The 26,796-nt window shown below is 47.8% G+C and carries 22 protein-coding genes; 13 read left to right on the forward strand and 9 right to left on the reverse strand.

The features are described 5' to 3' along the window. From MO387_RS06960 to MO387_RS06975, 4 genes are read left to right on the forward strand one after another with little or no spacing between them, the layout of a single operon-like run. Entirely contained in the window at positions 1-3,180 is a 3,180-nt protein-coding gene (locus tag MO387_RS06960; protein ID WP_107949985.1) for an efflux RND transporter permease subunit, read from the forward strand. Further along, positions 3,173-3,541 (forward strand): hypothetical protein, encoded by a 369-nt coding sequence (locus MO387_RS06965; RefSeq protein WP_107949988.1) that lies wholly within the window; start codon positions 3,173-3,175, stop codon positions 3,539-3,541. Before MO387_RS06960 ends, MO387_RS06965 begins: the two co-directional genes overlap by 8 nt. Beyond that, positions 3,538-5,127 carry a PepSY-associated TM helix domain-containing protein gene (locus MO387_RS06970; protein ID WP_107949990.1) on the forward strand — a complete coding sequence of 530 codons (1,590 nt, stop codon included), beginning with the start codon at positions 3,538-3,540 and terminating at the stop codon, positions 5,125-5,127. The genes MO387_RS06965 and MO387_RS06970 overlap by 4 nt, the downstream gene beginning before the upstream one ends. Beyond that, entirely contained in the window at positions 5,124-5,450 is a 327-nt protein-coding gene (locus MO387_RS06975; RefSeq protein ID WP_012090624.1) for a DUF3325 domain-containing protein, read from the forward strand. Before MO387_RS06970 ends, MO387_RS06975 begins: the two co-directional genes overlap by 4 nt. A 142-nt stretch (positions 5,451-5,592) precedes the next feature. On the opposite strand, the gene MO387_RS06980 is transcribed toward MO387_RS06975, so the two are convergent. Next, complete coding sequence (locus MO387_RS06980) at positions 5,593-6,012, reverse strand: SH3 domain-containing protein (RefSeq protein ID WP_107949993.1); 420 nt, start codon at positions 6,010-6,012, stop codon at positions 5,593-5,595. Between the two features lie 368 nt (positions 6,013-6,380). Beyond that, positions 6,381-7,910, reverse strand: a complete 1,530-nt coding sequence (locus MO387_RS06985; protein ID WP_107949998.1) for a DUF3612 domain-containing protein — start codon at positions 7,908-7,910, stop codon at positions 6,381-6,383. A gap of 252 nt (positions 7,911-8,162) precedes the next feature. Here MO387_RS06985 and MO387_RS06990 point away from each other — a divergent pair, with 252 nt between their 5' ends. After that, entirely contained in the window at positions 8,163-8,726 is a 564-nt protein-coding gene (locus MO387_RS06990) for a malate synthase (RefSeq protein ID WP_012090627.1), read from the forward strand. Positions 8,727-9,014: 288 nt separating this feature from the next. Next, on the forward strand, positions 9,015-9,965 hold the full coding sequence (locus MO387_RS06995; RefSeq protein ID WP_107950000.1) for a putative sulfate exporter family transporter: 951 nt from the start codon (positions 9,015-9,017) through the stop codon (positions 9,963-9,965). A 23-nt stretch (positions 9,966-9,988) separates the two neighbouring features. Here MO387_RS06995 and MO387_RS07000 read toward each other — a convergent pair whose 3' ends face one another. Both MO387_RS07000 and MO387_RS07005 read right to left on the reverse strand, forming a co-directional pair. Next, entirely contained in the window at positions 9,989-10,135 is a 147-nt protein-coding gene (locus MO387_RS07000) for a hypothetical protein (protein WP_086014207.1), read from the reverse strand. 113 nt (positions 10,136-10,248) lie between these two features. Beyond that, on the reverse strand, positions 10,249-10,794 hold the full coding sequence (locus tag MO387_RS07005; RefSeq protein ID WP_006079428.1) for a LuxR C-terminal-related transcriptional regulator: 546 nt from the start codon (positions 10,792-10,794) through the stop codon (positions 10,249-10,251). Positions 10,795-10,939: 145 nt separating this feature from the next. On the opposite strand from MO387_RS07005, the gene MO387_RS07010 reads away from it, so the two are divergent. Genes MO387_RS07010 through MO387_RS07025 form a run of 4 tightly spaced genes read left to right on the forward strand, consistent with a single transcriptional unit; the run spans position 10,940 to position 16,545 of the window. Next, entirely contained in the window at positions 10,940-12,163 is a 1,224-nt protein-coding gene (locus MO387_RS07010) for a metal transporter (protein ID WP_107950002.1), read from the forward strand. Further along, positions 12,160-13,188, forward strand: coding sequence for a membrane fusion-like protein (locus MO387_RS07015; protein ID WP_242326148.1), 1,029 nt, complete (start codon positions 12,160-12,162; stop codon positions 13,186-13,188). Before MO387_RS07010 ends, MO387_RS07015 begins: the two co-directional genes overlap by 4 nt. 1 nt (position 13,189) lies before the next feature. Then, a complete protein-coding gene (locus MO387_RS07020; RefSeq protein WP_242326149.1) occupies positions 13,190-16,243 on the forward strand; it encodes a CusA/CzcA family heavy metal efflux RND transporter in 3,054 nt (1,017 codons plus the stop codon). Beyond that, on the forward strand, positions 16,240-16,545 hold the full coding sequence (locus MO387_RS07025) for a DUF3240 family protein (RefSeq protein ID WP_006079422.1): 306 nt from the start codon (positions 16,240-16,242) through the stop codon (positions 16,543-16,545). Before MO387_RS07020 ends, MO387_RS07025 begins: the two co-directional genes overlap by 4 nt. Positions 16,546-16,610: 65 nt before the next feature. Here MO387_RS07025 and MO387_RS07030 read toward each other — a convergent pair whose 3' ends face one another. The 3 genes from MO387_RS07030 to MO387_RS07040 form a co-directional block, all read right to left on the reverse strand. Next, a complete protein-coding gene (locus tag MO387_RS07030; RefSeq protein ID WP_011845398.1) occupies positions 16,611-17,246 on the reverse strand; it encodes a paraquat-inducible protein A in 636 nt (211 codons plus the stop codon). Positions 17,247-17,358: 112 nt separating this feature from the next. Continuing rightward, positions 17,359-18,549 (reverse strand): HD-GYP domain-containing protein, encoded by a 1,191-nt coding sequence (locus MO387_RS07035; protein WP_107950009.1) that lies wholly within the window; start codon positions 18,547-18,549, stop codon positions 17,359-17,361. Positions 18,550-18,855: 306 nt separating this feature from the next. After that, positions 18,856-20,226 (reverse strand): ABC transporter ATP-binding protein, encoded by a 1,371-nt coding sequence (locus MO387_RS07040; RefSeq protein WP_107950011.1) that lies wholly within the window; start codon positions 20,224-20,226, stop codon positions 18,856-18,858. A gap of 520 nt (positions 20,227-20,746) precedes the next feature. Here MO387_RS07040 and MO387_RS07045 point away from each other — a divergent pair. Continuing rightward, complete coding sequence (locus MO387_RS07045) at positions 20,747-22,105, forward strand: isochorismate synthase (RefSeq protein ID WP_012197876.1); 1,359 nt, start codon at positions 20,747-20,749, stop codon at positions 22,103-22,105. A 12-nt stretch (positions 22,106-22,117) separates the two neighbouring features. Here MO387_RS07045 and MO387_RS07050 read toward each other — a convergent pair whose 3' ends face one another. Beyond that, complete coding sequence (locus MO387_RS07050) at positions 22,118-22,858, reverse strand: transporter substrate-binding domain-containing protein (RefSeq protein ID WP_107950014.1); 741 nt, start codon at positions 22,856-22,858, stop codon at positions 22,118-22,120. A gap of 215 nt (positions 22,859-23,073) precedes the next feature. Between MO387_RS07050 and MO387_RS07055 the strand changes: the two genes are divergently transcribed. Both MO387_RS07055 and MO387_RS07060 read left to right on the forward strand, forming a co-directional pair. Beyond that, complete coding sequence (locus MO387_RS07055) at positions 23,074-23,733, forward strand: 7-cyano-7-deazaguanine/7-aminomethyl-7-deazaguanine transporter (protein WP_106648874.1); 660 nt, start codon at positions 23,074-23,076, stop codon at positions 23,731-23,733. Between the two features lie 100 nt (positions 23,734-23,833). Next, positions 23,834-24,292 (forward strand): GNAT family N-acetyltransferase, encoded by a 459-nt coding sequence (locus MO387_RS07060; RefSeq protein WP_107950016.1) that lies wholly within the window; start codon positions 23,834-23,836, stop codon positions 24,290-24,292. A gap of 350 nt (positions 24,293-24,642) precedes the next feature. Here the strand turns inward: MO387_RS07060 and MO387_RS07065 are convergent, their stop codons facing one another. Further along, a complete protein-coding gene (locus tag MO387_RS07065; protein WP_006079401.1) occupies positions 24,643-26,796 on the reverse strand; it encodes a cache domain-containing protein in 2,154 nt (717 codons plus the stop codon).

The following is a 26,796-nucleotide window of genomic DNA, read 5'->3' on the forward strand; positions in this document are numbered from 1 at the left end:
ATGCTGAAGTTTGGAATTAAACATGGCACCTTACTGTCGGTCATAGTCCTGATATTTTGCGTATTGGGCACGGCTGTAGCACTGCGTATCCCAATCCAAATGATCCCCGACTTAGATGTGCGCACCATCAGCGTGGCCACTGGTTGGCCGGGAGCGACACCGCAAGACGTCGAAAAAGAAATTCTGCTTGAGCAGGAACGCTACCTGCGCACCCTACCCAACTTACAACGCATGACCTCTTGGGCCGATACCGGTTCAGCATGGATAGAACTCGAATTCCCCCAAAGCACTGAGATCAGTGACGCGCTTATTCGTGTTAGCAATGCGCTCAGCCAAGTATCGTCTTATCCAGAAAACGTCGACCAACCACGGCTTTACAGCAGTTCATATTCAGACAACGCTTTCATGTATTTCCGTCTCGTGCCAGTCGCAGGCAACCCGCTGAATCTAGATATAGACATGATGCGCGATTTCGCGAACGACTTCATTCGCCCACAAATGGAGCGCGTCAAAGGTGTTTCCTCCGTCACTATTCAAGGCGGTGCCGAACGGCAAATCCAAATACTGCTCGATCCCGCCAAACTCGCCCAACGCGGCATCAGCATTATGGATGTGCGCCAAGCCATTAGAGATCGCAACAAAGACACCTCTGCGGGCGATATCGACAGTGGTAAAAAACGTTATTTACTGCGGGTGATTGGCCGTTTCGAGGATTTAAATCAACTTAAGCAACTGATTTTAAAACGCCAAGGTAATACGAATATTCTGCTGCAAGACGTGGCCGAGATAAAACTCGACCACGCTGAGATCCGTGAGCTGTCCTTTGCCGAACAAGAACGTACCCTCAGCTTAGCGGTTAAGCGGGACGTCGGTTCTAACGTTATCGCCATCAAAGCCGCCATGATGCCAGTGGTAGCGCAGATCAATCAAAATCAACTCGCCCAGCACGCCATGCAATTAGAGTTATTCAGTGATGATGTGCGCTATGTGCAAGATTCGGTTGAAAATGTGTGGGTGAATTTGGGCCTAGGAGCCTTACTGGCAACCTTGGTCATGTACCTCTTCTTGCGCTCGAGTCGAGCCACCCTGATTGGTGTTATCGGTATTCCGCTGTGTACCTTAGCCGCCTTCGTCGGGCTACTGGTATTTAATCGCACCATCAATGTCATTTCCCTCGCGGGTGTGGCCTTTGCCATAGGCATGACAGTCGATAACAGCATTGTGGTGCTCGAAAGCATTGAACAAGCACGCAGACGCGGATTAGATCGTCTCGAAGCAGCCATAAGTGGTATCTACGATGTGTGGCCTGCGGTACTGGCCTCGACACTCACCACAGTGCTGGTGTTTGTGCCCATTCTATTTATCAAACAAGAAGCGGGACAACTGTACTCGGATATCGCGATTGCCATCGCTTCATCCATTGTCGCTTCTATGTTGGTCGCAGTGTTCATCGTACCCGCCGCTATTGCACGTTTTGGCTTCGGTAAGATGCGCTCGGCAAGCACAGACCAAAGTGAGCCGCCCAAAGCATCACGCATATTGATCTTAGTCAGCCAGCTGGTGCTATCGGCAAAACGCCGCGCCGCTGTGATTGTGCTATCACTCGTCTCGACGATTGGGCTTGCAGCTTGGCTTATGCCTCCGGCCGAATATTTACCCGAAGGTGAAGAACCAAAAGCCTTTACCTCTATGGTCGCGCCTCCGGGTTACAACCTGTCGGAAATGGCTAAAATTGCAGAAGAATTAACGACTCAGCTTTCTGCGAGAGTCAATGCCGAGGCGGCATCCTTTGAATCTGGTGAGCAAAAAATTCCGCCGCTAAAATACTATACCCTCAGCGTAGGTGTCGGCAGTATTTGGGTGATGAGCGAACCCGTTCGCAGCCAAGATATGGAGGCCATGATGAGCTCACTCACTGCCTTGTTTGAGCAATATCCGGGCATGCGCGCCTATTCATCGCGGGGGTCGATTATTTCTAGCAACGATGGCGGCACCCGCGCAGTCGCCTTGGATATTTCTGGCCCGAATCAAGCCAGCCTCTATCGTGCTGCCGAAGCGGCGTATCAAGCGGCGGAAAAAGTATTTGCCGAACCACAGCTGTATTCAGACCCATCAACCTTGTCGCTAGATCAACCGCTGTGGCAGATTTCCCCTCGCTGGCAACGTCTTGTAGAACAAGACTTTAGCGGCAGCGAGTTTGGCTATGCGGTTTCGGCACTGAGCGATGGCGCCTATGTCGACGAGTTTTTCCTCAATGATAACAAGGTTGATATCTTCCTCTTTAGCCTTGCGGGCAATCAACAGAGCCTGTCGCAATTGGCGCTCGCACCGATAGTGACGCCTAAGGGGAATGTACTGCCACTGCAAGCCTTGGCCGATATTAGCGAGCAGATGGATAGCGACAGTTTACGCCGCGTCGATGGCCGCAGAACCGTGACCCTTTACATCATTCCGCCGCGCGCCATTGCGCTGGAAACCGCAGTGGCTAAGGTGCGGGAAGAATTAGTCCCAATCCTCTATCAACAAGGGGCGGTCGGCAAAGATGTCAGTTTGGATATTTCAGGCGCAGCCGATCAGCTCGAAGCGACGAAAGCGGCACTTTCAAGCAATTTTCTGGTCGCCGTATTGATCATCTACTTGTTATTAGTCGCAATTTTTAATCACTGGGGTTATCCGTTATTTGTGCTGATCACTATCCCACTCGGGCTCGCAGGCGGGTTAGTCGGCTTACAAGTGCTTAATTATACTGGCAGCTTGTTTGCGTATCTTGGCGGCCAAGGTTGGCACCAACCCTTTGATATGATTACCATGCTTGGATTTTTAATCCTGCTCGGCACAGTCGTTAATAACCCGATTTTGATCGTGGAGCAAAGCCGTAAAAACCTGCAATCGGGTCTGTTTAGTGTCGTTGACGCCGTAAAATCGGCCGTCGCTAATCGCTTACGGCCGATTTTAATGTCCACCGCGACGACCTTGTTTGGTCTATTGCCGCTGGTGTTATTCCCCGGTGCGGGCAGCGAGCTCTACCGCGGCGTTGGCATAGTTGTGTTGGCAGGCCTTATCGTGGCAACGCTCCTCAGCTTAACCTTTTTGCCCGCCCTGTTAATCTCTGTGTTGTCCTACACCAACAGGGCCAATTTAACCGCCAGTTCAGCCAAAGTGGCACGCCATCATGATTGAGAAAATCGCCATGACTCAGCCGTTAATGCAAAGACTAACGCGTTGGAAAAATTCCGCTATTTGGCGCGATAGTCTGCACATAGGTAATCGCTGCCTCGCGGCCATATTCGGGGGTTATTTGTTAGGTGCGGTCGCGACCATTTTGCTCGCGCAAATCCTGCCGTTATCTCAGGTTGATCGGGTGTTAACCGCCATGATGCTGTCATTTACTGTGTACACCTGCGCCGTGATTTGGGTGTTCAGCGTTAAATCAACGTGGCGATACTGGCTGGATTTATTCGCGCTTAGCGGTCTGCTGTATTTAGCCTACCTTGCCGCTAAGGCGTTGGATATCAATCCTATTCAAGGTGGCGGATTATGAAAGACTCCTTTTTTCGTTCAATGACTTGGCTACACACTTGGGTGGGATTACTCACCTGCTGGGTGTTATTTCTGGTGTTTTTTGCCGGAACAGCGGCCTATTACCGTGCTGAAATTAACCTATGGATGCAACCCGAAAACCACGGCAGCCAATATGATGCCCATGCGGATAATCAACAATTGATACTCAAGGGCCTCACGTCCTTGGCACAACAAGCGCCTGACGCTGAGTCGTGGTGGATTTACTTACCCACACAGCGCACGCCATTACTGACCTATGCATGGAGCGATCCCGCCGCTGAAGAACAGCGATTTGGTGATTATCATCAAGGCTTTATTAACCCTGCAACAGGTGAAGCCTTACCTAAAGCACGGGAAAGCCGAGGGGGCGACTTTCTCTATCGACTGCATTTCGACTTGTACTATATGAGTGTGCTCACAGCGCGTTGGATTGTCGGCTTTTGCACTATGTTCATGTTGGTCGCCATCATCAGCGGGATAGTGATCCACAAACGTATTTTTAAGGATTTCTTTAGTTTTCGCCCCGGAAAAGGCCCGCGCTCTTGGTTAGATGCCCATGTCGCCAGCTCAGTGCTCGCATTGCCCTTTCATCTTATGATCACTTACACCGGCCTAGTGACTTTGATGTTTATGTATATGCCATGGGGACTTAACACGCAATATGGTGATGAAACTCAAGCCTTTTATTCGCAATGGAAACCCATTTACCAAACTCCCGCCGCCACGGGCACGCCAGCCACTATGCTCGATAGTCAGAGTTTACTCAGTGCGATCCACAGTGTCGTGGGTGAGTCACCAATTGAAGGCTTGCAGTTTGATAATCTCAACGACAGCAATGCCAGCGTAACAGTCAAAATCGCCCCTGAGCACAACTTAAATCAGCAAGCGCCTTGGTATCACTTGTCTACTGTGACAGGTGCTGTGTTGGCGCAGTCGGCAGTGACTTCGGGAGCGAATCAAACCCAAAGTGCCATGATAGCCTTGCACAGTGGTCGCTTTGCTGGCCAAGGCCTACGTTTACTGTATTTACTGGCGGGATTAACGGGCTGCGTGATGATCGCCAGCGGCGCAATTATGTGGGCCGAAAAACTGGCACAAAAGCAGCTTAAAAAAGATAAGAATCATAGCGGGCTCACGCTAGTGAACATGTTGAATCTCGCCACCTTTGCTGGCTTGCCCATAGCGTTAGCGAGTTATTTCTACGCCAATCGACTCTTACCTGTCACCTTTGCAGATAGAGAGAACTGGGAAATCCATTGTTTCTTTATCAGTTGGGCGTTAGTCGCACTGCTCGCTTGCTTCAAACGAGATAAACAAACATGGCAACGACTCTTTTTACTCACCGCCTTGCTTTATGGCCTGTTACCCCTGCTCAATGCCATGACTTCGCAGTATCAGCTGATAAGTAATCTACAGCGCCAAGCCTATGTTCTCGCAGGATTTGATCTGATGATGCTCGCACTTGCGGCGCTATTTTACATGGCAGCCAAACGCTTGCGTAGCCCTAAAAAAGTGCTGGCTACACGGCCAACCAAAGCGACCGCAGAATTAGGAGTTGAATCATGACAGCCACAGTCGAATTGTTAACCTGTTTTATCGCCATGGGGCTGTTGGCCTTATCTTATTTTAGCCACCACCGCGCCGTGCGTAACCGCCCGTTAACCGATGCACAGGCACGCGGATTTCGCACCGCTGGTACTGCAACGCTCGTCCTGTGCTATTGGCTTGCCAGTCGTCATTACGGCCCAGCGTACGCCAGCGTATTACTGCTCGGCTGGGTGTGTTTAAGTTCGATAATCCTAGTAATTTTACTCAGCTACAAGCCACGCTGGTTACAGCCCATATTACCCGCCAGCACCGTAGTGTGCTTGCTCGGTTTGTTATATTAAATACCGAATGAGATCGATTATGAGCGGGGCTAATTGATAAAAATCATAGAGTAGGGATTGTGAGATGAGTTCTTTTTTAAAGCCATATACACATCGAGTGACGATATAGCTAATTAAGCACCCACATTCCAGTGACTCGCCCTTACAAAGGCTTCAAATAAACCGAAAGTACCCAAGCAACTTGGTTTTTATATAAAAAAACCTTCCAGTCACCACTGGTGGTAATAACTTCAATACGCTCTCCTTTTAAAAGTGAGCCGAGTAGATATCCATTACGATTAGGCTTATCTCTAACATTGAGCTTATCTACTGTAACTTCAAATACTTGTACATTCTCAGATGTAGGTTCGCTGGTACCTTTAACACCAGAGGATTGGATATTATTTGCGCCGTACAATGTAGACGATTTATAGCTCTGACTTGATGTACCAACATGGCAAGTTTTATTCCACGAAATGCATGAATTACCACATGGTTGGCCTTTCTTACAGTTTTTAGCGTAAGCAACTGATATCAAATTACTCATTAAAAATACTAGCACTAGCACCCATAGCCTATTCATATTTAGTTCCTTTAATGTTCTTACCTAACACCCAAAAGACATGACAGACAAATCTCTTCGGGCCTAAATTTCATACCTGATGTCGCAGAATACAATTCCCCCTCGGAGTTGCCGCAGGGCGAATGGTAAATTCGCGTGAGTCTCGCCATGGAAGGCGAGCTAGCTTTCGCAGGTGCATGGACGCATCCTTCGGAAGCGATAGCAAATTTGCCAATGAGCACAAGGGGCTTTCAACTCCGTTGGGGGCGGCAAGGGAGATCCAAGAGGGAATTGCTGTTGATCCCCTCTTGGTCGGGTGTGGGTTGAAGACCCACGACGTTAATCAAGCGCAGCTTGATAATAAAATCACAACAGTGATTAACCCAAACTTATTCCCCATCACACTGTGACTTACCCGCTTGATAGCAACTCGGTTGGCGTGGACACACGGCGCCGCGGGAGCAAATCAGGCGGGCGTCGTTTTTGATCCCGCGCTCTATCCAGTTGATATTGAGAATTTTTGCGACGCTCACCAGATCACTTTTAATGTGTTTTGGAATTGTGACTGAACCGCCACTGGCGACACAGGCATCTTTCAAATCGTGGGCGATAGACAGGGCATCTTTACCTTGGGCTTCAATCGCCGGATTCAAATCAATACCGGCACAGAGGACATGCGGGTTGCCAGCCGAATCTTCGACTTTAATCGACTCACAGCAGTAAATGCGTGGTTCGTTGCCGACGTTTAAAATCGAAATCTGTGCCGAAGTGCCGACCGTTGGCTCGCTGATCATCCTAAAGACTGCCCAATGCTGACAAGGGTCTTCCACTAACCGCATATTGCCCCAAGGCAGTGGGATCCCGTTGCCGCGATAAACCGCCTTGAGCTTGCCCGGTGCGTAAGCGTCGAAATAATGCCAATGGGGATAAGGAGAGACGACTGTCATGCGCCGCATGGCGACCGAGGCTGATACTTGCAGTTGCTTGTGTACTTCAATCTCGTAACCGTGGCGGTCGAGTAATTGGCGATAAGGCACTTTAGGGCACAGCAGCGCACCGGCGAAAAAGCTCGATTCAAAGTCACGCCAGGCATGTAAAATATCCTGCGCGTTCAAAGTATTGGACTGCATACCCGCTTCTTCGTCCACTTCCTCTTTACGGCCTGAGGTCATCACACTCTTGAGGCCGTCTTTGTTGTGCAACACACAATGACCTATGTGCACGGCTAAGTCATATTTGAGTCTATTAGGACGATTTTTAAGGATTTTATTCACATAAATTGTGCTGGGCGGCTCAAAAAATGAGGTGACTAACTGGCGTGAACTCACGCCCATATCGTCGATCACTTCCTGTGGTGTGCTATCTATCCATTTGATTTTTAATCCCATGCCCTTAGCAATATCCATCATATCGTCCAGAGATAAGGGCATACGCTTGAGGCCGACTTCTTCGGCGGCACGTTCAAGATCGGGAAAATGATTTTGATGGTGTTCTTGATGGGCGCGGATCAATAAATGGGCAAACTGCCGACCTGAAATCCCCGTCTGCGACAGCATTTCTGGTATCGCGATTTGCAAAATATCATTGGAAAACAAAAAACTGGGTTCGAGCGCCATACCGCTTATGCCACCTCGGCGACCTTTATCTGGCGTAATGGCGCTTTCTTCAGGTACATCATCAAGGAACCAGTCGGCATCTTTTTGAAAAACAGCGGCGATCACAGCCAGCATTCCGGCACTCGGCACTCGTTTTCCACGCTCGATCATCGACAAATATGACACAGAGGGCGCACTTCCGGCGTCGACTCGAATGCAGCGTGCCGACAAATCTTCCATGGTTAAGTTATTACGTTTCCGTAGGTTACGTATTTTTGTACCTAGGAAGTGTGATTTTCTCATCAAGCTCTGGTCATTGCGCATTTTGTAAAATTCACAGTGTAAAATTTTTATTGTGAAATTGTAGTCAAAAAAAGACTAGACTACAAATTAAGCAATCAAGAAACGACTCAAGCAAACCAGCGGAGTCAGCCCATTCAAGAAATGCTTAACCACTAACCCTTAAAGCGGGCAAGCACTTAAAGCGGACAAGCCAAGTTGAAAACAAACTTTGATAAACCAAAAGTTGAATCAAAACCCTGAATTTTTAAATTGAAAGAGTGAGAGGAACGAGCGATGAATATGTCAATTATCAAGAGCAACCAGATCCAACCGAATCTAAACAGCCTCATCGCAGAAGAAGTGCTAGCCGTGGCCCAAGTGAATGTCGCCGAGCACGAAAAGATCGCCAATGCGAAACAATTCCTCGACCGCCTCTTTCCACTCAACTCTGGTTCACACCAAGATGTGAGCAGCTATGTGGTTTACTACCAACACTTGTTGGCCTTTTTTGCCGACGGCAGCCACAGTGGTTTACGTCAGCCAAAACAGTTTGTGGCTTTTAACGGCACTAAAGATGCGCCTTGCGCCATAGTGTTGCAGGACCTAGGTTGCCACGTTGAACTCAGTTTCGACCGCAATGGCATGATAGGGGCGAGAGACGTTGCCAATCTGGAAGATATCCAAATCGAAACGTCATTAAACATGGTCGTCGGAACACCAGAGTCACGTTCAGCCGCATCGCGCCATTGGCTCAGCCTGTTACATGCGGGGATGTCCAGCGCCAACGACACCCAAGATAAGTTATTTACCGCAAAGGATGGCAGCGATTACAATCTGAAAAGTATCGTAAATTTATAATTTCACGCTCTGTAACCTCGCCATTTATAATCTAGCTAAGAAGATGAACTGAGCACAGTTCATCTTCTTCGATTTACCCTCCTGCTTTGCCAAACCTTCTAAGAGTCAATAAAACTGATTGACTAGATAAGTTTAATTGATTTTATTGAGGCTAATACTCACAGCTATAATGCCCCCTTGCATCTGTCTCCATGATCAATCCCCATTGATCGCCATTTTGTATCCGTCGCTTAATGTGAAGATCTATGGTTGGAACGATAAAACCGAATCGCTCGAGCCTAAGGCGTTATGAATTCTTCATCGATATCACAGCAAGATAATAAGACTCATCGCATCGTTTTCATCTGTGCGGGCTTGTTATGCCTCGCGCCTTTTATCTCGTCGCCCATGGCGCTAGTCTTAGGTTTTACCTTAGCTAGCCTTGGCTGGGTGCCAGTGCAATGGAATATCGCCGCACTCACCAAAAAACTCCTGTCTTATTCGATCATTGGCTTAGGATTTGGGATTAACTTAAACGCGGCGATAGAGGCGAGCACCCACAACTTCGGCTTGATAGTTGGCTCAATCTTTTTCACCCTCAGCTTAGGATTTGTGCTCACCCGAACACTGAAATTTGATCATGTCACGGGTCATTTGATTGCCTCTGGTACTGCTATTTGTGGTGGCAGCGCCATTGCCGCTGTGGCTCCAGCCATCAATGCGCGTAACGATCAAACCGCCACTGCGTTAGCCTGCGTATTTGTGCTCAATTCTGTCGCACTGTTTTTATTCCCCGCACTCGGTCACTTGCTCAATATGAGCCAATACGATTTTGGCGTGTGGAGTGCCATCGCCATCCACGATACTTCATCGGTTGTCGGCGCCGCTTCGGCCTATGGCGATGAAGCCTTAAAAACCGCCACAACCATAAAACTCGCCCGCGCCCTGTGGATTATCCCCATCGCACTGGTCAGCGCTATGCTGTTTGGTGGCGATAAGCGCAAACTTAACCTACCGTATTTTATCGGTTTTTATTGTTTAGCCATTGCTGTGGCGCATTGGTTACCGCAGTTTAACGCTGTTTATGACACCTTGTTTATGATGTCGAAACGGGCATTAGTCCTGTGTTTGTTTTTGATTGGTGCAGGAATTACAGTGCAGAAAATGCGGGCGAGTGGCCCCAAACCTTTGTTGCTTGGGGTCATGCTGTGGGCAGCGATTGGTATCACGTCTTTAGTGTATATTCTTTATTTTCAATAAGTATGGTTTAGCAGAAAGCCAGTCTACTCTGCCGTCGGCTTCATTCGCCAAGCCCAGCAGAGGACGCCTACAAAGGCGGAAAATTCGATAAGTGAACGCACGAGTCCTGTGGTTTGCGTCGAAGCGACCAAGGCAATCAGGCAAAACACGATAATCAGCCAGTTTTTCAATTGCATCTTCCTGCAAACTTAGGGGATGCTCATTATTGTTTAGAACTAAAAACTCAGCAAATATCGATTTTCAATAACAAATAGCTATAACAGCTAAGCCAATCCAGTGCAGATTAAGCCGCCTTAGAACTTGATGCCGCTTCATTCGCAGCAAGATCTTGATTATGTTCTTGAATAAAGTCTTCCATAAACCAAGCACAGAAAGTGTGGCGTCCATCTACAGCCGCTTTGCCATAAATGGTCGATGCCTGTTGTCTGACGGTTTTTTCTTTAGTCTGGCGAACTTCGGCAATTTCTTTAAAACTTAAGCCTTTAAGTAATAAAAATGCCACTTGCTGCTCACTCTTAGTAAAGCCCCAAGTCTCGAATTGCTGCGATACAGCTTGGCTGTATTCTTGTCTGGCAGAACGCATTTGCGTCGACATATTGTCGATTTTCTTATCCGCATGCTCCAACCGTTTAGCCAACGCTTTCACTTCGCGGGAGCGACGAATAAGGTCATAACTTAAGTACATGGCACCAATCACAGTGAGCACTAATAACATGGCTTCCTGGGCAATATGCCACTGGGGAATGCCCAATTGAATGTCGGATGAGATGTCAAAAAGCTTAAAGCATATGATCAAGGCCAACAGACCAATAATGACAAGATCCTTCATCGAAAAACTCCTAAATAAAAGCAAAATCAACCAATTAATTTATGGGACATATGTACCATAGACGGTTTTATGATACATGTCCCCCACGACTTTCGCCCACCAATCCCTACACTGACAGCACACTTTATTACCATAGAATCGTCCTATGTCTGTCAGTACGTCTTGTATCAAGTTATGTCTGTTGGCGACCTTAGTCAGCAGCAGTTTCCTGTGCCACGCCGCGAATTCCGAGCTATCTCAAGCACTCTCCACCAGCCAAGCTAGATTACATTCTCTATCTCAATCGGGCGGCCAGTTACCGCAATCACAAATAAGCTTGAGCAGCTCAGCTTGGCTCAATGGCCTGCCGAGCATTAGCCTGAGTCACTTAGGTAGCCTAGATAATGGTAACAGCTACGAGCAGGAACTCTCACTCAATTTGCCAATAAAATCCCCTGCTTTGCACAGCAGCGACAAGCAGATTAAACAACTCACCCAAGGCATTCAGGCGCAACAAGTCGTGCTGCAAGGCCTGTATTTATCGGGATTATTGCGACAAAGCCTGTGGGAACATCGTCTTGCTGCAGTGAAACTGGCCCAATTAGATCGTAAGAGCCAATTACTCGACAAGCTTCATAGTCAGCAAAAGCAACTCACAGATGCGGGCGAACTACCGATTGCCCACATACTCTTGTTAGAACGCGAACTGGTGGATATTGCACTGGAGCGGGTCGATCTTAATCAGCAACAGGCTGAGGCGCTTGCCCTCTATCAACAGCTGACAGGACAAGAGCAAATACCGCAGGACATAGCCGAAACCGCGCGGCCACTGTCAGCCAGCAGCCAACCCAATGACATTCTCGCGCAGCATCCATTATGGCAATTATTAAGCCTGCAGAAGCAGCAACAGCTACTGATCATCCAGAGCCAGCAAGCGGGGGATAAAGACCCTTGGACAGTCTCACTCACGGCTAAAAATACCGCCGATAACCAAGTTGATGATCAACAGCTTGGCATCGCCGTTTCTGTGCCACTGACTTTAGGTTCTGCCCTATCGCAAACCGAATTATCCCAATGGCAACAAGCCAATACCGAGCACACGCTCAACCTCGACCGTACCTATATCGAACTAAAAACTCAGCTTAAAAAGCTAGAGCAACAGCAACAAAACTTACTCGACCAACAGACATTGCTAACCCAAGCCTTACACCTTAGCCGCACCATTACTGAAGAGCTGGCCAAGGTCAAAGACCAAAATCAAGTTAGCTACGAAGTCTGGCTGCGCCGCTATATGGATGCGCTCGATACCGAATCCCGCTTGGCACTGAACCAAGTCGCGCAGCAACAACTGCACTCCCAACAACTGCAAGCCTTAGGAATTTCATTATGATGGCCAAGTACGGCGCATGCCTTTTCTGTTTATCCGCCAGTGTAGCCACGTTAGCGCAGGCTGAATCCCTAACAATTAGTTCCCTCGGTAATTTAGACCTGAGTTATGTGCAACCACAGAAAGTCGCCAGCTATGAGGGCAGCCCATTGCCCGCGCAGGTTGAAATCCTCCCCGGTAATGATTACTGGATCAGCACGCCGGAGAATATCCAGCAGATCAGCTTCCTCGTCGGCCAAGGCCAGCTCGTTACTAAGGGCCAAGCGATAGTCAAACTGACAGGGCCAGAAGTGTTCCACTACCTTGCCCAAGTCGAAGCCGCTGGCAGCTTATATCAACTGGCAAAAAGCCGTTATGAGCGTAATAAACCCTTATTAAACAATGGCAGTATCAGCGCCGAAAAGTGGCGCGAGATCAGCCAAGACTACTTCAGCACTCACCTCGAATACGAGCACATGCAGCATTTTATGGAGATAGTCAAAAGCACAGATGCCACCACAGACTCCCTAGTGGTGGGCACGCCAGTGGCGGGGATCGTTAAACTCAACCAAGTGAATGGACCTTATATGGCGGGTTCGCAGCTATTTTCACTGGTGCCTAGCGACAGTATTCGCGTCAAAGTCAGCGTGCCTATGAGCCAGTCACATTCGCTCTCGGCGGTAAACATCAATCAGTGCCATATCGCCATTGAGTCCATGTCGGCCATCGCCGAAGGTGCCTTCGTGACCGCTTGGTCATCACCCGTGCCGCAGGAATGTAACTTACTGTTAGGACAACAGATCACTGTGATACCCGAGTATCAAAAGGCGGTGTATTTATTGCCTAAAAATAGTGTTTTTAGTTGGGAGCAAGATAGCCAAGTCTTCACTAAAACCGCCGACACGCTCACCTCGATTACGATCGATATTCTCGGTTCAACCCCAGAGCAATATATCGTTGAAAGCGATAAAGATCTCAGCCAAATCCAAGTGTTATCCCAGTCAGTTGCCGCAGTTAAAGGCATAATGCTTGGCCTAGGAGGCGAATAAGATGTTGACCTCAGTCATCCGCTTTTCGCTCACGCAGCGCCTATTTGTGCTGATTGTGGCGCTGATTATTATGTTAGCGGGAGCGCGAGCCTGGTTTTCCATTCCCTTGGATGCCTTTCCCGATATTTCGCCCACACAAGTGAAGATCATCCTCAAGGCGCCCGGTATGACGCCGGAGGAAATTGAAGCGCAAATTACCGTGCCGATTGAAACCGAACTGTTAGGTATTCCCCATCAATCGATTCTGCGCTCGACCACTAAATACGCTATAAGCGATATCACCCTCGATTTTGACCAAGGTACAGATATCTATTGGGCGCGCCAACAGGTGAGCGAGCGCATCGCCGCCGTGTGGAACAGTTTCCCTGAAGGTGTGACAGGTGGCGTAGCGCCAATGAGTACGCCGCTCAGCGAAATCTTTATGTTTTCACTCGAAAATCCCAATCTTTCGCTAATGGAAAGACGGCAGTTGCTCGAATGGGAAATCCGCCCACTGTTACGCACCGTTGCGGGTGTCGCCGATGTGAATATCCTCGGTGGTTATGCTAAAAGCTTTAGTGTGACCCCTAAACCTGCGGCCATGGCGGCTGCGGGCGTGAGCTTTGCGGCGCTGCAACAGGCAATCGTTGAGAATAATCACAACGAAGGTGCAGGTAAGCTCACCATTGGCACAGACACCATCATAGTGCGCGCCGAAGGCCGCATCGATGATATCGACGAACTCAAACAATTAGTGATCAAGGCCGATGATGCCAGAGTGTATCGACTGCAGGATTTGGCCGATATTCAAATTGGCCACTTAGCCCGCTATGGCGCAGTGACTAAAGACGGCAACGAAACCGCCGAAGCCTTAATCATCGCCCTGAAAGACGCCAATACTGCACAAGTGGTCAAAAATATTAAGGAAAAGCTCGATCAAATCAGCCTAACCTTGCCAGAAGGGAGTCAGATAAACACCTTTTACGACCGCGCAAATCTGATCAATACCGCGATAGATACCATCTCCAATGCCTTATTCGAAGCCGTAGTGCTAGTGATCATCTTGCTGGCGTTGTTTTTAGGTAACGTGCGCGCCGCATTGGTCGTGTCACTCTCGCTACCACTCGCCGCGCTGATGACGTTTTTGATGATGGATTACTTTAATCTTTCTGCGAACTTAATGAGTCTAGGCGGGCTCGTTATCGCCATCGGCATGTTAGTGGATTCATCTGTGGTCGTGGTCGAAAACATGGTGAATCTCATCGCCACTAAGCAGAGATTACCGCGGCTGCATTTGATTTTTCGCGCGACCAAGGACGTTGCCATTCCCGTGGTGTCGGGCACAGTGATCGTCATGATAGTGTTCTCGCCCTTGCTGACCTTGAGCGGGCTCGAAGGTAAACTCTTTACCCCAGTTGCGGTCACTATCGTGTTTGCCATGCTGTCGGCGCTGGTGTTGTCGTTAACTGTTATTCCGGTTATCGCTTCTTATCTCGTCAACGAAAAAGCCGCCAAGGAACCTAAGGCGATTGAAAAGCTTAAACAGCTTTATCTGGGCAGTCTCAAGGGCACGTTTAGCCATCAAAAACGCTTTATAGTGATCGCCTTTAGCTTGCTTATCGTCAGCCTAGGCTTGTTCGGGTTAGTGGGAAAAACCTTTATGCCGACCTTAGATGAGGGCGACATTATTCTGCAGCTAGAGAAGTCTCCGTCGATTTCACTCGAAGCTTCGATTGCCATCGACAAGCAAATTCAGCAAACCTTGCTGGCTAAAGTTCCTGAAATCAAACAGATGGTGGCGCGTACTGGCGCGGATGAAATCGGCTTAGACCCCATGGGACTCAATGAAACCGATGTGTTCTTAGAACTTTTGCCACGCAGCGAATGGCGCTTTGCAAATAAAGAAGCGCTTATCGATGCGATCCGCACTGTGTTATTGGACTATCCCGGCGTTAATTTTAACTTCACTCAACCGATACAAATGCGCGTATCCGAAATGCTCACCGGCAGCATTGGCGACGTGGCGATCAAGGTCTTTGGTAACGATATCGACACCTTAGGTCAGCTCACGAGCCAAATCCAACAGCTGGTTAATGCCACCAGCGGCAGCGTCGATGTGAAAATGGCGATGATCGAAGGCAGTCCTTTTATCAACCTCACCTTAGATAACGAGCTCGCCCGAGGCTTTGGCATGAGCACCATGGAGTTTGCCCGCTACCTGAAAAGCCAGCTCGAAGGCGTAATAGTGACCGAAGTGCTACAAGGTAAAAAGCGCACCCCCGTGCTGATTGCTAACAATCAGAGCCACTTAAGTAGCATTAATGAGCTTAAAAATCAGTTACTGGTGATGCCAGATCACTCCTTAAAACGCCTGAGTGATGTCGCCACCTTAAGCTATAAGCAAGGCCCCATCCTTATCGAGCGTGAGCAAGGGAATCGCTTTTCAGTGATAACCACCAACGTGCAAGGTCGCGATATAGTGAGTTTTGTAGAAGAGCTCAACGCTAAAATCGCGCAGGAAATCAAACTCCCGAGCGGTTATAGCGTGAGTTTTGGTGGCGAGTTTGAAAACCAACAGCGGGCCACCAGCAATTTACTACTAGTGATACCCATTGCTATCGCACTGATCACTTTGATTTTATTCACGACATTTGGCTCGCTTGCCAAAGCGGGCTTAATCCTCGCTAACGTTCCCTTCGCTATGATGGGCGGCATAGTTAGCCTGTATTTGTCAGGAGAATATTTATCAGTGCCCGCCTCGGTTGGCTTTATCGCCCTACTCGGCGTCGCTGTGCTCAATGGCGTGGTAATGGTCAGCTATTACGAACAAACCAAGCACATGTTCAGCAACCTGCGCGAACGGGTAGAACAAGGTGCGGCGCGGCGTTTACGCCCCATTTTGATGACGGCGACTACGGCGATGTTTGGTCTTATGCCACTGGTGTTTGCCTCGGGCCCTGGGGCTGAAATTCAAAAACCTTTAGCGATTGTGGTGATTGGCGGCCTGCTCACTTCAACCATTACCACACTGTATTTACTGCCAATTCTGTATTTTTGGCTGGAGAAACGTAAATGAGCACAGAACAACTGTTAGTACTGATCGCCCAAAATGATATTAAGGACGACATAGTCGATACCTTGATAGAGTTGGAGTTTCTGTCGGGTTTTAGCCTAGGGAATATTTGTGGTTTTAGCCGTGAACACAGCCATTTTAATATCAAGGAACAAGTGGAAGGTTATCGGGAGTTTTGTAAGTTCGAAATCATGCACCCCGCTGCGCAACAAGCGGCGCTGCTCGCTGCACTGGCTTTGGTCTGCAAACATAATCCCTGCCGCTATTGGATTATGCCCATTTATCAAAATGGCACTTTGTCCTAACTCACTGCGCGGTTAAATCTAGGCATCCGACCTTATCGCTAAGGTCGGCATGCCTTATAAACTCGCTACAAAATTGGCGTTGGACGCCGCACTAAAAAACCACTCAATATCGATAAAATGCAGTACGCGGTAAAGAAGTAAAATCCATTTTCAAATTGCGCCTGTGTTTTTAGCATTTCCCCCATACCACCAGAGGCGTTCCCCGCCATAAAGGTGATGATCAGCGCCACCACAAACACATCGGCCATCGACCACTTAGCGAGTGCATTGACGACGGCATTAATCCTCAGTTTCAGACCAATCGAACTCACACATTGCTGTGCCAGCATTAAACTCAACTTCAAGGCCGGCACTACCACGCTGAATAACATGACTAATCCCGCGACGAGCCCATTCCCAGAGTGATAAAGTTCGGTTACCGTTCCCCAAATACTGCGAGTTTTCTGTAGCACTTCGACTTCGCCCTTAAGGCTATTGAGCCCAAGCAAACCACTGACCATACTCAGCATACCGCGAGCGCTGTCGCGCCCCGAGTCTTCATCGAAACGTTGAGCAACTTGCTCTATGCCCTGCTCGGTCAGCTTGGCCTTATCGATAGTGCCGCTAATGCTCAAAATAGGTTGAGTCACCCCAGGGATTAATAAAGCCAAAGATAAGAGAATGATAAAAATAGGAAATAATGATTTCATAGCACTGTTCATCCCATTGCCAGACTGGAGAAGACATTCAGTTTACGGTTTTTAGCGCAGGCTCTGCAATCGTTCACACCAGCCATCGATACAGATGACCGGCGTTAGAGGCAGAATTTGAAAATTAATAGAAAGGCGTTGGATCGATATCCAATGAACTCGGTGACACGCCGCGCTCGATATACAGCTCAGATTTTAATAAATCCACCATAGCAACATCTGTGTAACGTTTTACTTTTAAAGAATAAAAGCACTTTACGATTGGATGCAGTGCATCTCTGTCTTTCGAAGCCCAGACAATACCAACGCGGCCGTCCGATAATTCAACTAAGGAACCCACAGGGTAAACACCAATACAACGAATAAACTCATAGACCAATTCTTGATCCAAATGGAATGGCGTCAGACTGAGTAAAATTTTAAAGGCCGCGGCAGGGCTCATGGCCTCTTTGTAACAGCGCGTCGCGGTTAACGCATCGAAGATATCGACGATACAACTCATACGGCCATGGCGGGGGATTTCATCACCTTTCAAGCCCCTTGGATAACCACGGCCATCTAACTTTTCGTGGTGCATTAAGCAGATATCTTTACTGATCTGCGACAGACCAGTAGTTTCGTTCATAATTTCAAGCGCATACACTTGATGCAGCTTCATATGTTCGAACTCTTCTGGTGTCAGTTTACCCGGCTTGTGCAGCACTTTATTATCGACTTTAATCTTGCCAATATCGTGCAAAATCCCACCGACCGCCATTTGCCGCAGCATATCGCGATCCAGTTGTAGATATTTACCAAAGGTTACCAGCAGAAAGGCGACATTCACTGAATGTTCGAGTAGATAGGCATCTTTTGAACGGAGCGCAGACATACATTTAAGTGCATCAGCATCTAACATGACAGACTCAATCATGGTATCGGCTAACGCTTCGAAGGGCGCAACTTCGATGGCTTTGCCTTCGAAGGTTTCTGATAACACTTTACGAATAAGATCTTTCGCTTCGGTCAGCATAACCTTAGCTTGAGCTTGTTGCTTATCGCGACTCACTGGCGCTTTTCGATTGTCGGTTTGACTATCGTTGGTAGCTTTTTTCTTTAAACCGCAATGTTCTGCCGAACGCTCGGCGTCTACCCAAACAAATTTAATACCGCTTTTGGCCAGTTTTAAAATCGCATCCTTGTGCTTAATTTGTCCAGCATTTGCAATAGCAAGTTGACCTTTATCATTTTTGTCTATGGCACTGACAAACATACCTAATGTCAATTGCGACACAGGTAATTTGATAAGCTCAACTGATTCTGCCGACTCACTCATATCTACAACCCCAAGGATGATGTGCCCGAATAAAATATCAACTTAACCATACGACATAAAAGCGACCTACGCTCAAATGTTCTGTTGTTATTCTTGATTATTATAGAACAGGCGTGAGGGGCATTCTAAGCCGCGCATTAGAAAATCACCATAGACTTTCTTGATAAACAAAATGCATTAAACAGTATGCGATGGAATAAGGGCTCAAGGCTTAGGCAAGACCCGTTTCACACTCTCACTTTTTCAATAAATGCCTAAGGGCTAGGCATTCAAAACCGGCGACCATCACGCGCGAAAAGCTCACAACTACCCCACATAACGCTCAGCCATTTCAGTTGACTCTTCCACCAATAAACCATTACGTAAACTCAGTTGCCGTGATACAGCGCTGTGTTCAATACTTCTGTGACTGCTGAGCAAAATAGCGCAACCTTGAGAGCTTAACCGCTTCAGCAAGTACCACACTTTGCCGTAGTAATGCTTATCCATCCCCGCCAATGGATCGTCCAAAAGCAATACTTTAGGGCGTAAACAGGCGAGTGACGCTAAGGCAATCAAGTGCTGTTGGCCGTAGGATAATTTGTGGGGCGACAGCTGAGCTAAGCTAAATAAATCCAATTCATCCAACATCTGCGCTGCGCGTTCTTTGGGGAGATCAAAACGCCTAAGGCTAAACTGCATTTCGGCGAGCACGCTGGTCTCGAATAATTGCCTACTCGGCCTTTGCATCAGCAGTCCCAACTCAGCGCCATAAATCCCCAACTTAGGTCTTCTCCCGAGCACTTTAAGCGGAATACGCTGCCTAAAATTAAGTACGCCAGCTATGGTTTTCAGCAGACTCGTTTTACCTGAGCCGTTATCTCCCACTAAGGTCACTATCTCACCCGCCTGCAGTTGAAATCCCTGCGGACACGCAAATAATGTAGGACAAGCATCGAACCCAAAATCAAAAGCTTCGGCGCTGACCAAGACTTTACCTAAGTGCTCAAACTTAGGTTGATTTCGCCACGCAGGTGCCTCAACTTGCGGCGCATCGGTCACGGTATAGACGCCTTCGGATAGCTTGCCGGCCTCTAACTGCCAGTAATGCTGAATAATCTCAGCGAAGGCCGCGGCGTTATGTTCAACCAACACTAGCGCCATGCCATCTTGGATAAGATTGCGGAGCACGACCAGCAGCTCACTCACACCGTGATCATCGAGTTGCGCCCAAGGTTCATCGAGCAGTAGTAAATGCGGCTCGCACACCAGTTGGGCGGCAATCATTAAACGATATTTTTGACCGAGGGAAAGCGTGCTGACTTGGGTATCGAGGCGCAAATACAAGCCCACGCGCCGCAGTGCTAATTGCACTTTAGGTAGTATTTGCTCGGCGGGAATACCGAGGTTTTCTAAGGCGAAAGCCACCTCGGCACCAACAGTTTGCCTTAGTAGCTGAGTTTGTGGGTCTTGCATTACCAGACCCGTAACCAATTGAGGATAACGCCAGATGTCACCTTCATGCGGGCGATTTAACACGCCCGCCAGTAGGTTTAGCAGACTCGATTTTCCTGAGCCCGTAGGACCGCTCACGCAATGACATTGGCCAGTGCCAATAGCCAAGTTAACTTCCTGCAATACCGTCGGTAACTGGCTGCCATAGTTGAAGCTAACGCCTTCGAGATCTAAGAGTTTCATGCTATATCTGCCTATAAAGATCTAACGAACATCCTATGACAAGGCTTCACCCTAGTAGTCTTTTCATTCCCACGGCGAGTCATACGTTAATAGGCATCTAACTTGTCACGTAGAAAATTTAAGATGTGCCAGCTATTGTGGACCGCGATTATTCTGTCTCAACCGAAAAACGTTTAAAAACCAACCTAGATCGACTAATTACGACAAAGGGAAAGTACATTTAACGACTAAGAGACAAAATGTCCACCGAGGGTGACTTGCCCGACAAAAAGACCCACTCAAGTCACATTTTTTATCAGCGCAAAATGAGACTATGGCGAAAGTCACACGCTGGGGGCTTACATCTTGACACTCTCGACCTTGGCCTTTAATTTGAGCGAAAGATTCTTATTTACAGACTGAATCAACTAAAGGTAAATGACTTGAAAAAGAGTACATTAACCTGAGTCGAATTTATTAACGCTGACAGAGTGACCTTCAGCTTTCGCCTTTATCCCTTATCTTTACTTTGGAGTTCTATTTGCCCGCTCATGCCCTGTCTGAAGACCTTAAGTCTCTCATCGACAAACTCATTCAATTAAAGCAAGTTCCGCCGACGGAACCGATAGCGCAGTTGTCGCTTACAACTGTCGCTATGCCTTTAATTTCATGGTTGGCATCGCAGACACAATTTCCACGTATTTACTGGCATGGGCGTGACAGAATCGAAGAAGTCGCGGCGATTGGGGTATGTAAAGACTTCAAATTTGAAACCGGAATCAATGATCAGCAACTGGCCATGGCCTACCAAGAGCAGCGAGCCTTATCGACGAATCAGAATATTCGCTACTATGGCGGTGTTGCCTTCGATCGCACTATAGAGTCTTGGCCTGAGTTCGGTAATAGCCGCTTTATCCTGCCGCGCATTGAATTTAGACGCAGCGGTAGCAAGTTTAGTCTGTTAGTAAATCTTAATTTTGCCGAGAATGATCACCATAGCGAAATCGACAAGGCCATCGCCGCCATCGAAGCTGTGATGCCCGCTAAACCACTCTCACCACCGAAGAAAATCGTTCCTCTTGGCCGCAGTGACAAGCCCAATTTTGAACGCTGGAAAACCTTAGTCGAGCAAGTGGTGGATCCTAAGTTCAATCAAGATACCCCAAAAGTCGTGTTATCCCGCTTAACGCAACTTGAAGTCAACGAACCTATCGATCCTTGGATGGTGCTGGCTTGCTGGCAGGGACGTAATCCCAACAGCTTCCAATTTGGCTTCCAATTCAGTCCAGAACGCACCTTTATCTCTTGCTCACCAGAGCGTTTATTCCGCCGCCGTCAGCAGGAATTATTCACTGAGGCACTCGCAGGTACGACAGTTCGCGGCCTCAATCAAGAAGAAGATATTGCGCTGGCGAATGCCTTGCTAGAAGACAACAAAAATAGCGTTGAGAACCAACTCGTTCGCAGTCACATAGTGAATATGCTCACACCGCTGAGTAATTATGTTGGCGCCGATGAATTAGCGACCATCTTTAAACTGAATCATATTCAACATTTACATCGCGCAATTCGAGCCGAATTAAAACCGGGCGTGAATGATTTCCAACTGTTGCAAGCGCTGCATCCAACCCCTGCAGTGGGTGGCTTACCGCGGCATTCGGCATTGAACTTTATTCGTCAGCGTGAAGGTTATATTCGTGGCTGGTACGCTGGTGCCTGCGGTTATTTCAATAAATACGAGAGTGAGTTTTCAGTGGCAATCCGCAGTGCGTTGATCGAACCCGGTCGGATTAACCTATTTGCGGGGGCGGGAATTATTGCGGGTTCAGAGCCCGAAGCTGAGTGGCAAGAGCTTGAAAATAAACTCGCGACTATCATGTCGATTCTGTTCGAAATGTAATAAGCCTAAGGTCTATTTTTCACCATCAACCCTTCGTTTTTCAAGCGTTTCAAGGTAAAGCCTGTCCTGTTCACCCGAATCAATTAAACGTTTATGTGCAAGGTCAAAATGGTGTTTCAGCATCTGACCTTTTTCAGTATTCGCGAAGGCGAAATAGGTTTCAGCCTTGAGTACGCCTTGAATAATCACAAAATTTTGTGGCGCCTTCAGCTTAGGCACATACATAAGCAAATTAGATTTATAATCCAGCACGGCATCTATGCGCCCTGCATTTAAGCTATTGAGCATAGTCAGCATATCGCTACTTTCTTCGTAGTACATGGGCACGGGAGTCAACATATTGTATCGATAGGCCAACATGGCCTGAACCCTCTTATGGGATAGACTCTCAAGTCCTGTCCAAGTCGCCGCTAACTCGGCGGTCACCGCTACATCGATAGAATCCACTTCAACCGTATTCTCAGTTAACAGCGCCTTTTTAGTATCTCCCTTATAAACGCTGAGGGTGATATCGGTACGATTGTGCTCAACAAGATATAAACTGCGGGCAAAGGGCATAAACTGCACCTTAAGTTGCCATTCTGGCTCAGGGAAAATCCGTTGGAGTAACTCGAAGTAATAGCCCGTTTCATCACGATTGGCAAAATCATCCCACGATGCCGTCGCTACATTGACGACAATCGGCTGGGCGGCGCAAATGGATACAGGTAACACGGCTAAAAGTAAGCAAAAAATAGCAAAGAATCGTCTCATGGCTATCCTCCTTCGACGTACACAAAGTGTAGAAGAGTTTTCATTCTATGCGTACATTTAAACAGCAGGCTTGCATCTTAAAACTCGGCCACTATAATGGCGACCCGATTTCGCCTCGCTGCGATCGGTAATGTTCGGTGATATTGTCGTAAACATAATAAATTGAAAATTAGCGGGTTCCCTCACCCCGCCCTACACAACTAAAAAGGCCACATATGTTAATGTTAACCACAGCGCAGCTTCGCCGCGCCTTATTCCTATTAGTAGGATTCCATATACTGATTATTTGCGTCAGCAACTACTTAGTACAATTGCCATTTCAGCTATTTGGTTACCACACAACCTGGGGCGCATTTAGCTTTCCATTCGTGTACTTAGCCACAGATCTCACTGTCCGTATTTTTGGCCAACAAGCCGCACGAAGCATCATACTCAAAGCTATGATTCCCGCTTTGATGATTTCCTACGTGATGGGAGTTGTGTTCCATCAAGGTAGCTTCCAAGGCGCTGACTCACTTGCAGAATGGAATACCTTTGTGTTCCGAATCGCTTTCGCCAGCTTTGCTGCTTATTTGATTGGCCAGTTAATGGATATTAAGGTTTTTGCCCGTCTGCGAATGAGCCGCTCTTGGTGGGTCGCGCCTGCAGCATCGACCTTAGTGGGTAATTTGGTCGATACCTTAGTGTTTTTCAGCATCGCCTTTTACGCCTCTTCCGATAGTTTTATGGCGGCCAATTGGCCCGAAATCGCCACTGTCGATTACGGTTTTAAGCTGATCGTGAGCTTAGGTCTTTTCCTGCCTGCCTACGGGGTTTTGCTAAAAGTCTTACAAGACAAGATATTGCGAACTAATCCGCAAGAGTCAATTTCCTGATTAACTCAACTGGCCAGACCTGTTATAATTTGACCAGTTAATAGCTCAGCCCTGCTCCTGTTAACGCGCGAGTGGGGCTGATTTTTTATGAGAGCAAGCAATGTATTCTATCGAAATAAAAGCAGAGTCAGGTTTGACTCCCGAGTTAACCACTCAGCTTATCCAACTTAGTCAACAAATCCCTGAACTCGATCGCCCCCTCACCAACGAAGTGCTAAATCAGCGCTTACAGGGCAAAAAGTGTTTGATCTTAGTTGCGTATGTGGAAGGTGAATTGGCAGGGTTTAAACTGGGTTACGAGCAAGAAGAGGCCATATTTTATAGTTGGTTAGGTGGCGTTGCCTCTGACTTTAGACGTTTAGGCTTAGCGCAGAGTCTACTCGAATATCAAGAAACCTGGGCATGCCGTCAAGGCTATAACCATATTCAGGTGAAAACGATGAACCGTTTTCCTGCGATGCTAAATTTGTTGATCAGTAATCAATATTTAATTACCGAGCTCAACGCCGATCCTAAAAGCTTAGTCGACCATAAACTGCATCTACGTAAGTCGATCTAAACTGTTAATGGATGAGAGCGAAACGATATTTGTAAAGATGTGCATTTTTTTCAATAAATAGCTTGCAAACACAATTGAGAATGATTATCGTTAACGTGCGTTCCAAAACTCATCTTTAACAACGATGACTGGTAATCGACGTTGTTACGGAGCTCCTGAGTTTGCAAGCACGACATTGCTCACACACACTCTTTGTGGCCGGATTCATCATCCGGCTTTTTTTTGCCTAAAATTCGGTGATGCAAAGCCACATAAAGTAGAACTAACAACTGCAGCCATATTTAAATGTCACGTAATCAATCGAATACAACAAACAGCCATATCTCACTCGGCAAAACTAAACCGCTAAGCTAATCGGCAGACATATCGCTGTAGTTGCCCGCAATATGTAAGCCCTCGTAGGGATTGTTTTGCTGATCTTCCTTCGCCTCATGGTACAAACCTATGGTAAATAATGTGCCTTTACCTAAGGTTGAGCTCACTTCTATCGTGCCGCCAATCCGTTTAATAATGCCGTAACTGAGCGAAAGCCCTAAACCAGTGCCATCCTTACGCGTGGTGTAAAAGGGGTCGAAAATCCGCCCTAGCTGCTCTGGTGCTATCCCAGAACCTTCATCTTCCACTTCGATTTTGACGCCAATCGGCATATCTTGCTGCACCCAGTCATAGGTTCGCACCCAGATACGTCCTTTACCGTCCATCGCATGCGCCGCGTTTACTACCAGATTAATCAAGACTTGCAGCAACTGCGGTCGATTGACCTGCACTGGACAACTGGCGTTTAACTCAGTGATCAAAACTACTTCTTGTTTCTGAATCGAATGCCGCACTAACACCAGCATCTCTTCAATAATGGGGGTAATCGGATGCATTTCTAACGGGGCGTTAAATTCGCCTGGACGACTGTACTGCAACAGACTGCGGATAATGGTGCTGATCCGTCCCACCTGTTGAATCACGAGATCAATTTCTTCTTTTACCACTTCAGCATTATCGCCAAGTTCGTAGCGCAGTAACTCCATGTTGCCGAGGATAACGGCGGTCGGATTATTGATTTCGTGGGCAATACCTGCGGTCAATTCACCGAGTGCGGTGAGCTTCTCGTTGGTGACGAGCTGTTGACGTGTTTCATTCAGTAACGCCACGTTACGTTGCAACTCTAAGGTTTTGTCCTGCAAGCTGCGGGTACGCTCTTCGACCTTCATTTCAAGCTGCTCTGCCGCCGCTTGGATCTGGGCATTTCGGCGCTGCAGCAGATCGAGCATACTGTCGAACTGCTCGGCCAAGTTCGATAACTCGTTATCCCTATCTAACCCTAAAGCGCCGATACGAATATTGCGCCCCGACTGCACCGCTTGAACAACATGGTGGATACGCTCGATCGGCTGCAACAAGCTATAGGCGCCGCGATAAACCAGCAAGCCTGACACCAACAGCACCAACATTAGAATCGTGCCCAGCTCTATGATATTTAATAAATAATTATGGATAAAAGGTGACTCAGAAAACCCCGTATAGATCATGCCAACACGCTGGCCACGAATATCTTCCAAGGGAGCATAAGCGGATATAAACCAATCGTTAAACACGAAGGCACGATCGACCCATTGCTCGCCTTGGGTTAATACTTTTTCCTTAACTTCCTCCGACACTAAACTGCCCAGCGCGCGACCTTGCGTCTCGTTGCCCGTGGGATAAAAGTGCAGTGGCACGTTAGTGGAAATACGTATGTTATCTAAGAAGATGGTCACAGTGCCAATGGAGCGCTCGGGCAAGGTGCCCTTGTCGTACACCAGATCACGAATGTGGTCGACAATCCGAATGTCACGATTAAACAGGATGCCGCCATCCAGATACCACGCCACTTTACCTTGCATATCAGGCACGGGCAGTAGACTACGGCTCAATAAACCGCGTTCTTCAACGGTTTTTGTCGGGCTCTGCGCCCGCAAAGTCGCGACTATCGGGATGCTCGCAGTGACCGCTAATTCTGGGTCGATGCGAGATAAGCGTTCGGGCGGCAACACCATCAAGCCGGAATAAGGTAATAAACCGTTTATCTTTGGGAGGATCTGCCGTAAATCAGGGTCAGCGGCCGCTTCGGCGACAGTGACGAGACGCAGATAATCGAGGTTAAGTTGTTTTTTCTGTTCGAGGAGAAAAGCGTCGAGACTGGCTCTGTGGATGACTTCACCAGTTAATTCTTTACCACTGAAAAGTGGCCTAAAATCATTTTGAAAGGTCCAAGACGTTACCACACGTTCGAGTTGTTTTTCTTGCCGTACTTGTACTTGCTGCAAGGTATTTTCGGCAACAGATAAGTCAGCTTTAACCTTCATAAACAGCTGCTTACCTGTGTAACTGATATTCCAGTAAATAGTGATAAACACTAAACTCACCAGTGTCAGTAGAATAGGCAGTAATGTCAGGATTAATATGCGATAGCGCACCTTGGCCTGCATTTGCTGCCAACTGACACCAAAAAAGTGAGTGAAGAATGACAC

It is taken from the genome of Shewanella sp. N2AIL, assembly GCF_022690845.1.
Lineage (GTDB): Bacteria > Pseudomonadota > Gammaproteobacteria > Enterobacterales > Shewanellaceae > Shewanella > Shewanella baltica.

Bases quoted from the DNA above. Each gene is read 5' to 3' on its own strand.
- MO387_RS06960 (WP_107949985.1), top strand. From the start codon at position 1: ATGCTGAAGTTTGGAATTAAACATGGCACCTTACTGTCGGTCATAGTC.
- MO387_RS07055 (WP_106648874.1), top strand. From the start codon at position 23,074: ATGTTAATGTTAACCACAGCGCAGCTTCGCCGCGCCTTATTCCTATTA.
- MO387_RS07020 (WP_242326149.1), top strand. From the start codon at position 13,190: ATGTTGACCTCAGTCATCCGCTTTTCGCTCACGCAGCGCCTATTTGTG.
- MO387_RS06965 (WP_107949988.1), top strand. From the start codon at position 3,173: ATGATTGAGAAAATCGCCATGACTCAGCCGTTAATGCAAAGACTAACG.
- MO387_RS07060 (WP_107950016.1), top strand. From the start codon at position 23,834: ATGTATTCTATCGAAATAAAAGCAGAGTCAGGTTTGACTCCCGAGTTA.
- MO387_RS07005 (WP_006079428.1), bottom strand. From the start codon at position 10,794: ATGAAGGATCTTGTCATTATTGGTCTGTTGGCCTTGATCATATGCTTT.
- MO387_RS07025 (WP_006079422.1), top strand. From the start codon at position 16,240: ATGAGCACAGAACAACTGTTAGTACTGATCGCCCAAAATGATATTAAG.
- MO387_RS07010 (WP_107950002.1), top strand. From the start codon at position 10,940: ATGTCTGTCAGTACGTCTTGTATCAAGTTATGTCTGTTGGCGACCTTA.
- MO387_RS07035 (WP_107950009.1), bottom strand. From the start codon at position 18,549: ATGAGTGAGTCGGCAGAATCAGTTGAGCTTATCAAATTACCTGTGTCG.
- MO387_RS06970 (WP_107949990.1), top strand. From the start codon at position 3,538: ATGAAAGACTCCTTTTTTCGTTCAATGACTTGGCTACACACTTGGGTG.
- MO387_RS07040 (WP_107950011.1), bottom strand. From the start codon at position 20,226: ATGAAACTCTTAGATCTCGAAGGCGTTAGCTTCAACTATGGCAGCCAG.
- MO387_RS06975 (WP_012090624.1), top strand. From the start codon at position 5,124: ATGACAGCCACAGTCGAATTGTTAACCTGTTTTATCGCCATGGGGCTG.
- MO387_RS07015 (WP_242326148.1), top strand. From the start codon at position 12,160: ATGATGGCCAAGTACGGCGCATGCCTTTTCTGTTTATCCGCCAGTGTA.
- MO387_RS06995 (WP_107950000.1), top strand. From the start codon at position 9,015: ATGAATTCTTCATCGATATCACAGCAAGATAATAAGACTCATCGCATC.
- MO387_RS06990 (WP_012090627.1), top strand. From the start codon at position 8,163: ATGAATATGTCAATTATCAAGAGCAACCAGATCCAACCGAATCTAAAC.
- MO387_RS06980 (WP_107949993.1), bottom strand. From the start codon at position 6,012: ATGAATAGGCTATGGGTGCTAGTGCTAGTATTTTTAATGAGTAATTTG.
- MO387_RS07050 (WP_107950014.1), bottom strand. From the start codon at position 22,858: ATGAGACGATTCTTTGCTATTTTTTGCTTACTTTTAGCCGTGTTACCT.
- MO387_RS07030 (WP_011845398.1), bottom strand. From the start codon at position 17,246: ATGAACAGTGCTATGAAATCATTATTTCCTATTTTTATCATTCTCTTA.
- MO387_RS06985 (WP_107949998.1), bottom strand. From the start codon at position 7,910: ATGCGCAATGACCAGAGCTTGATGAGAAAATCACACTTCCTAGGTACA.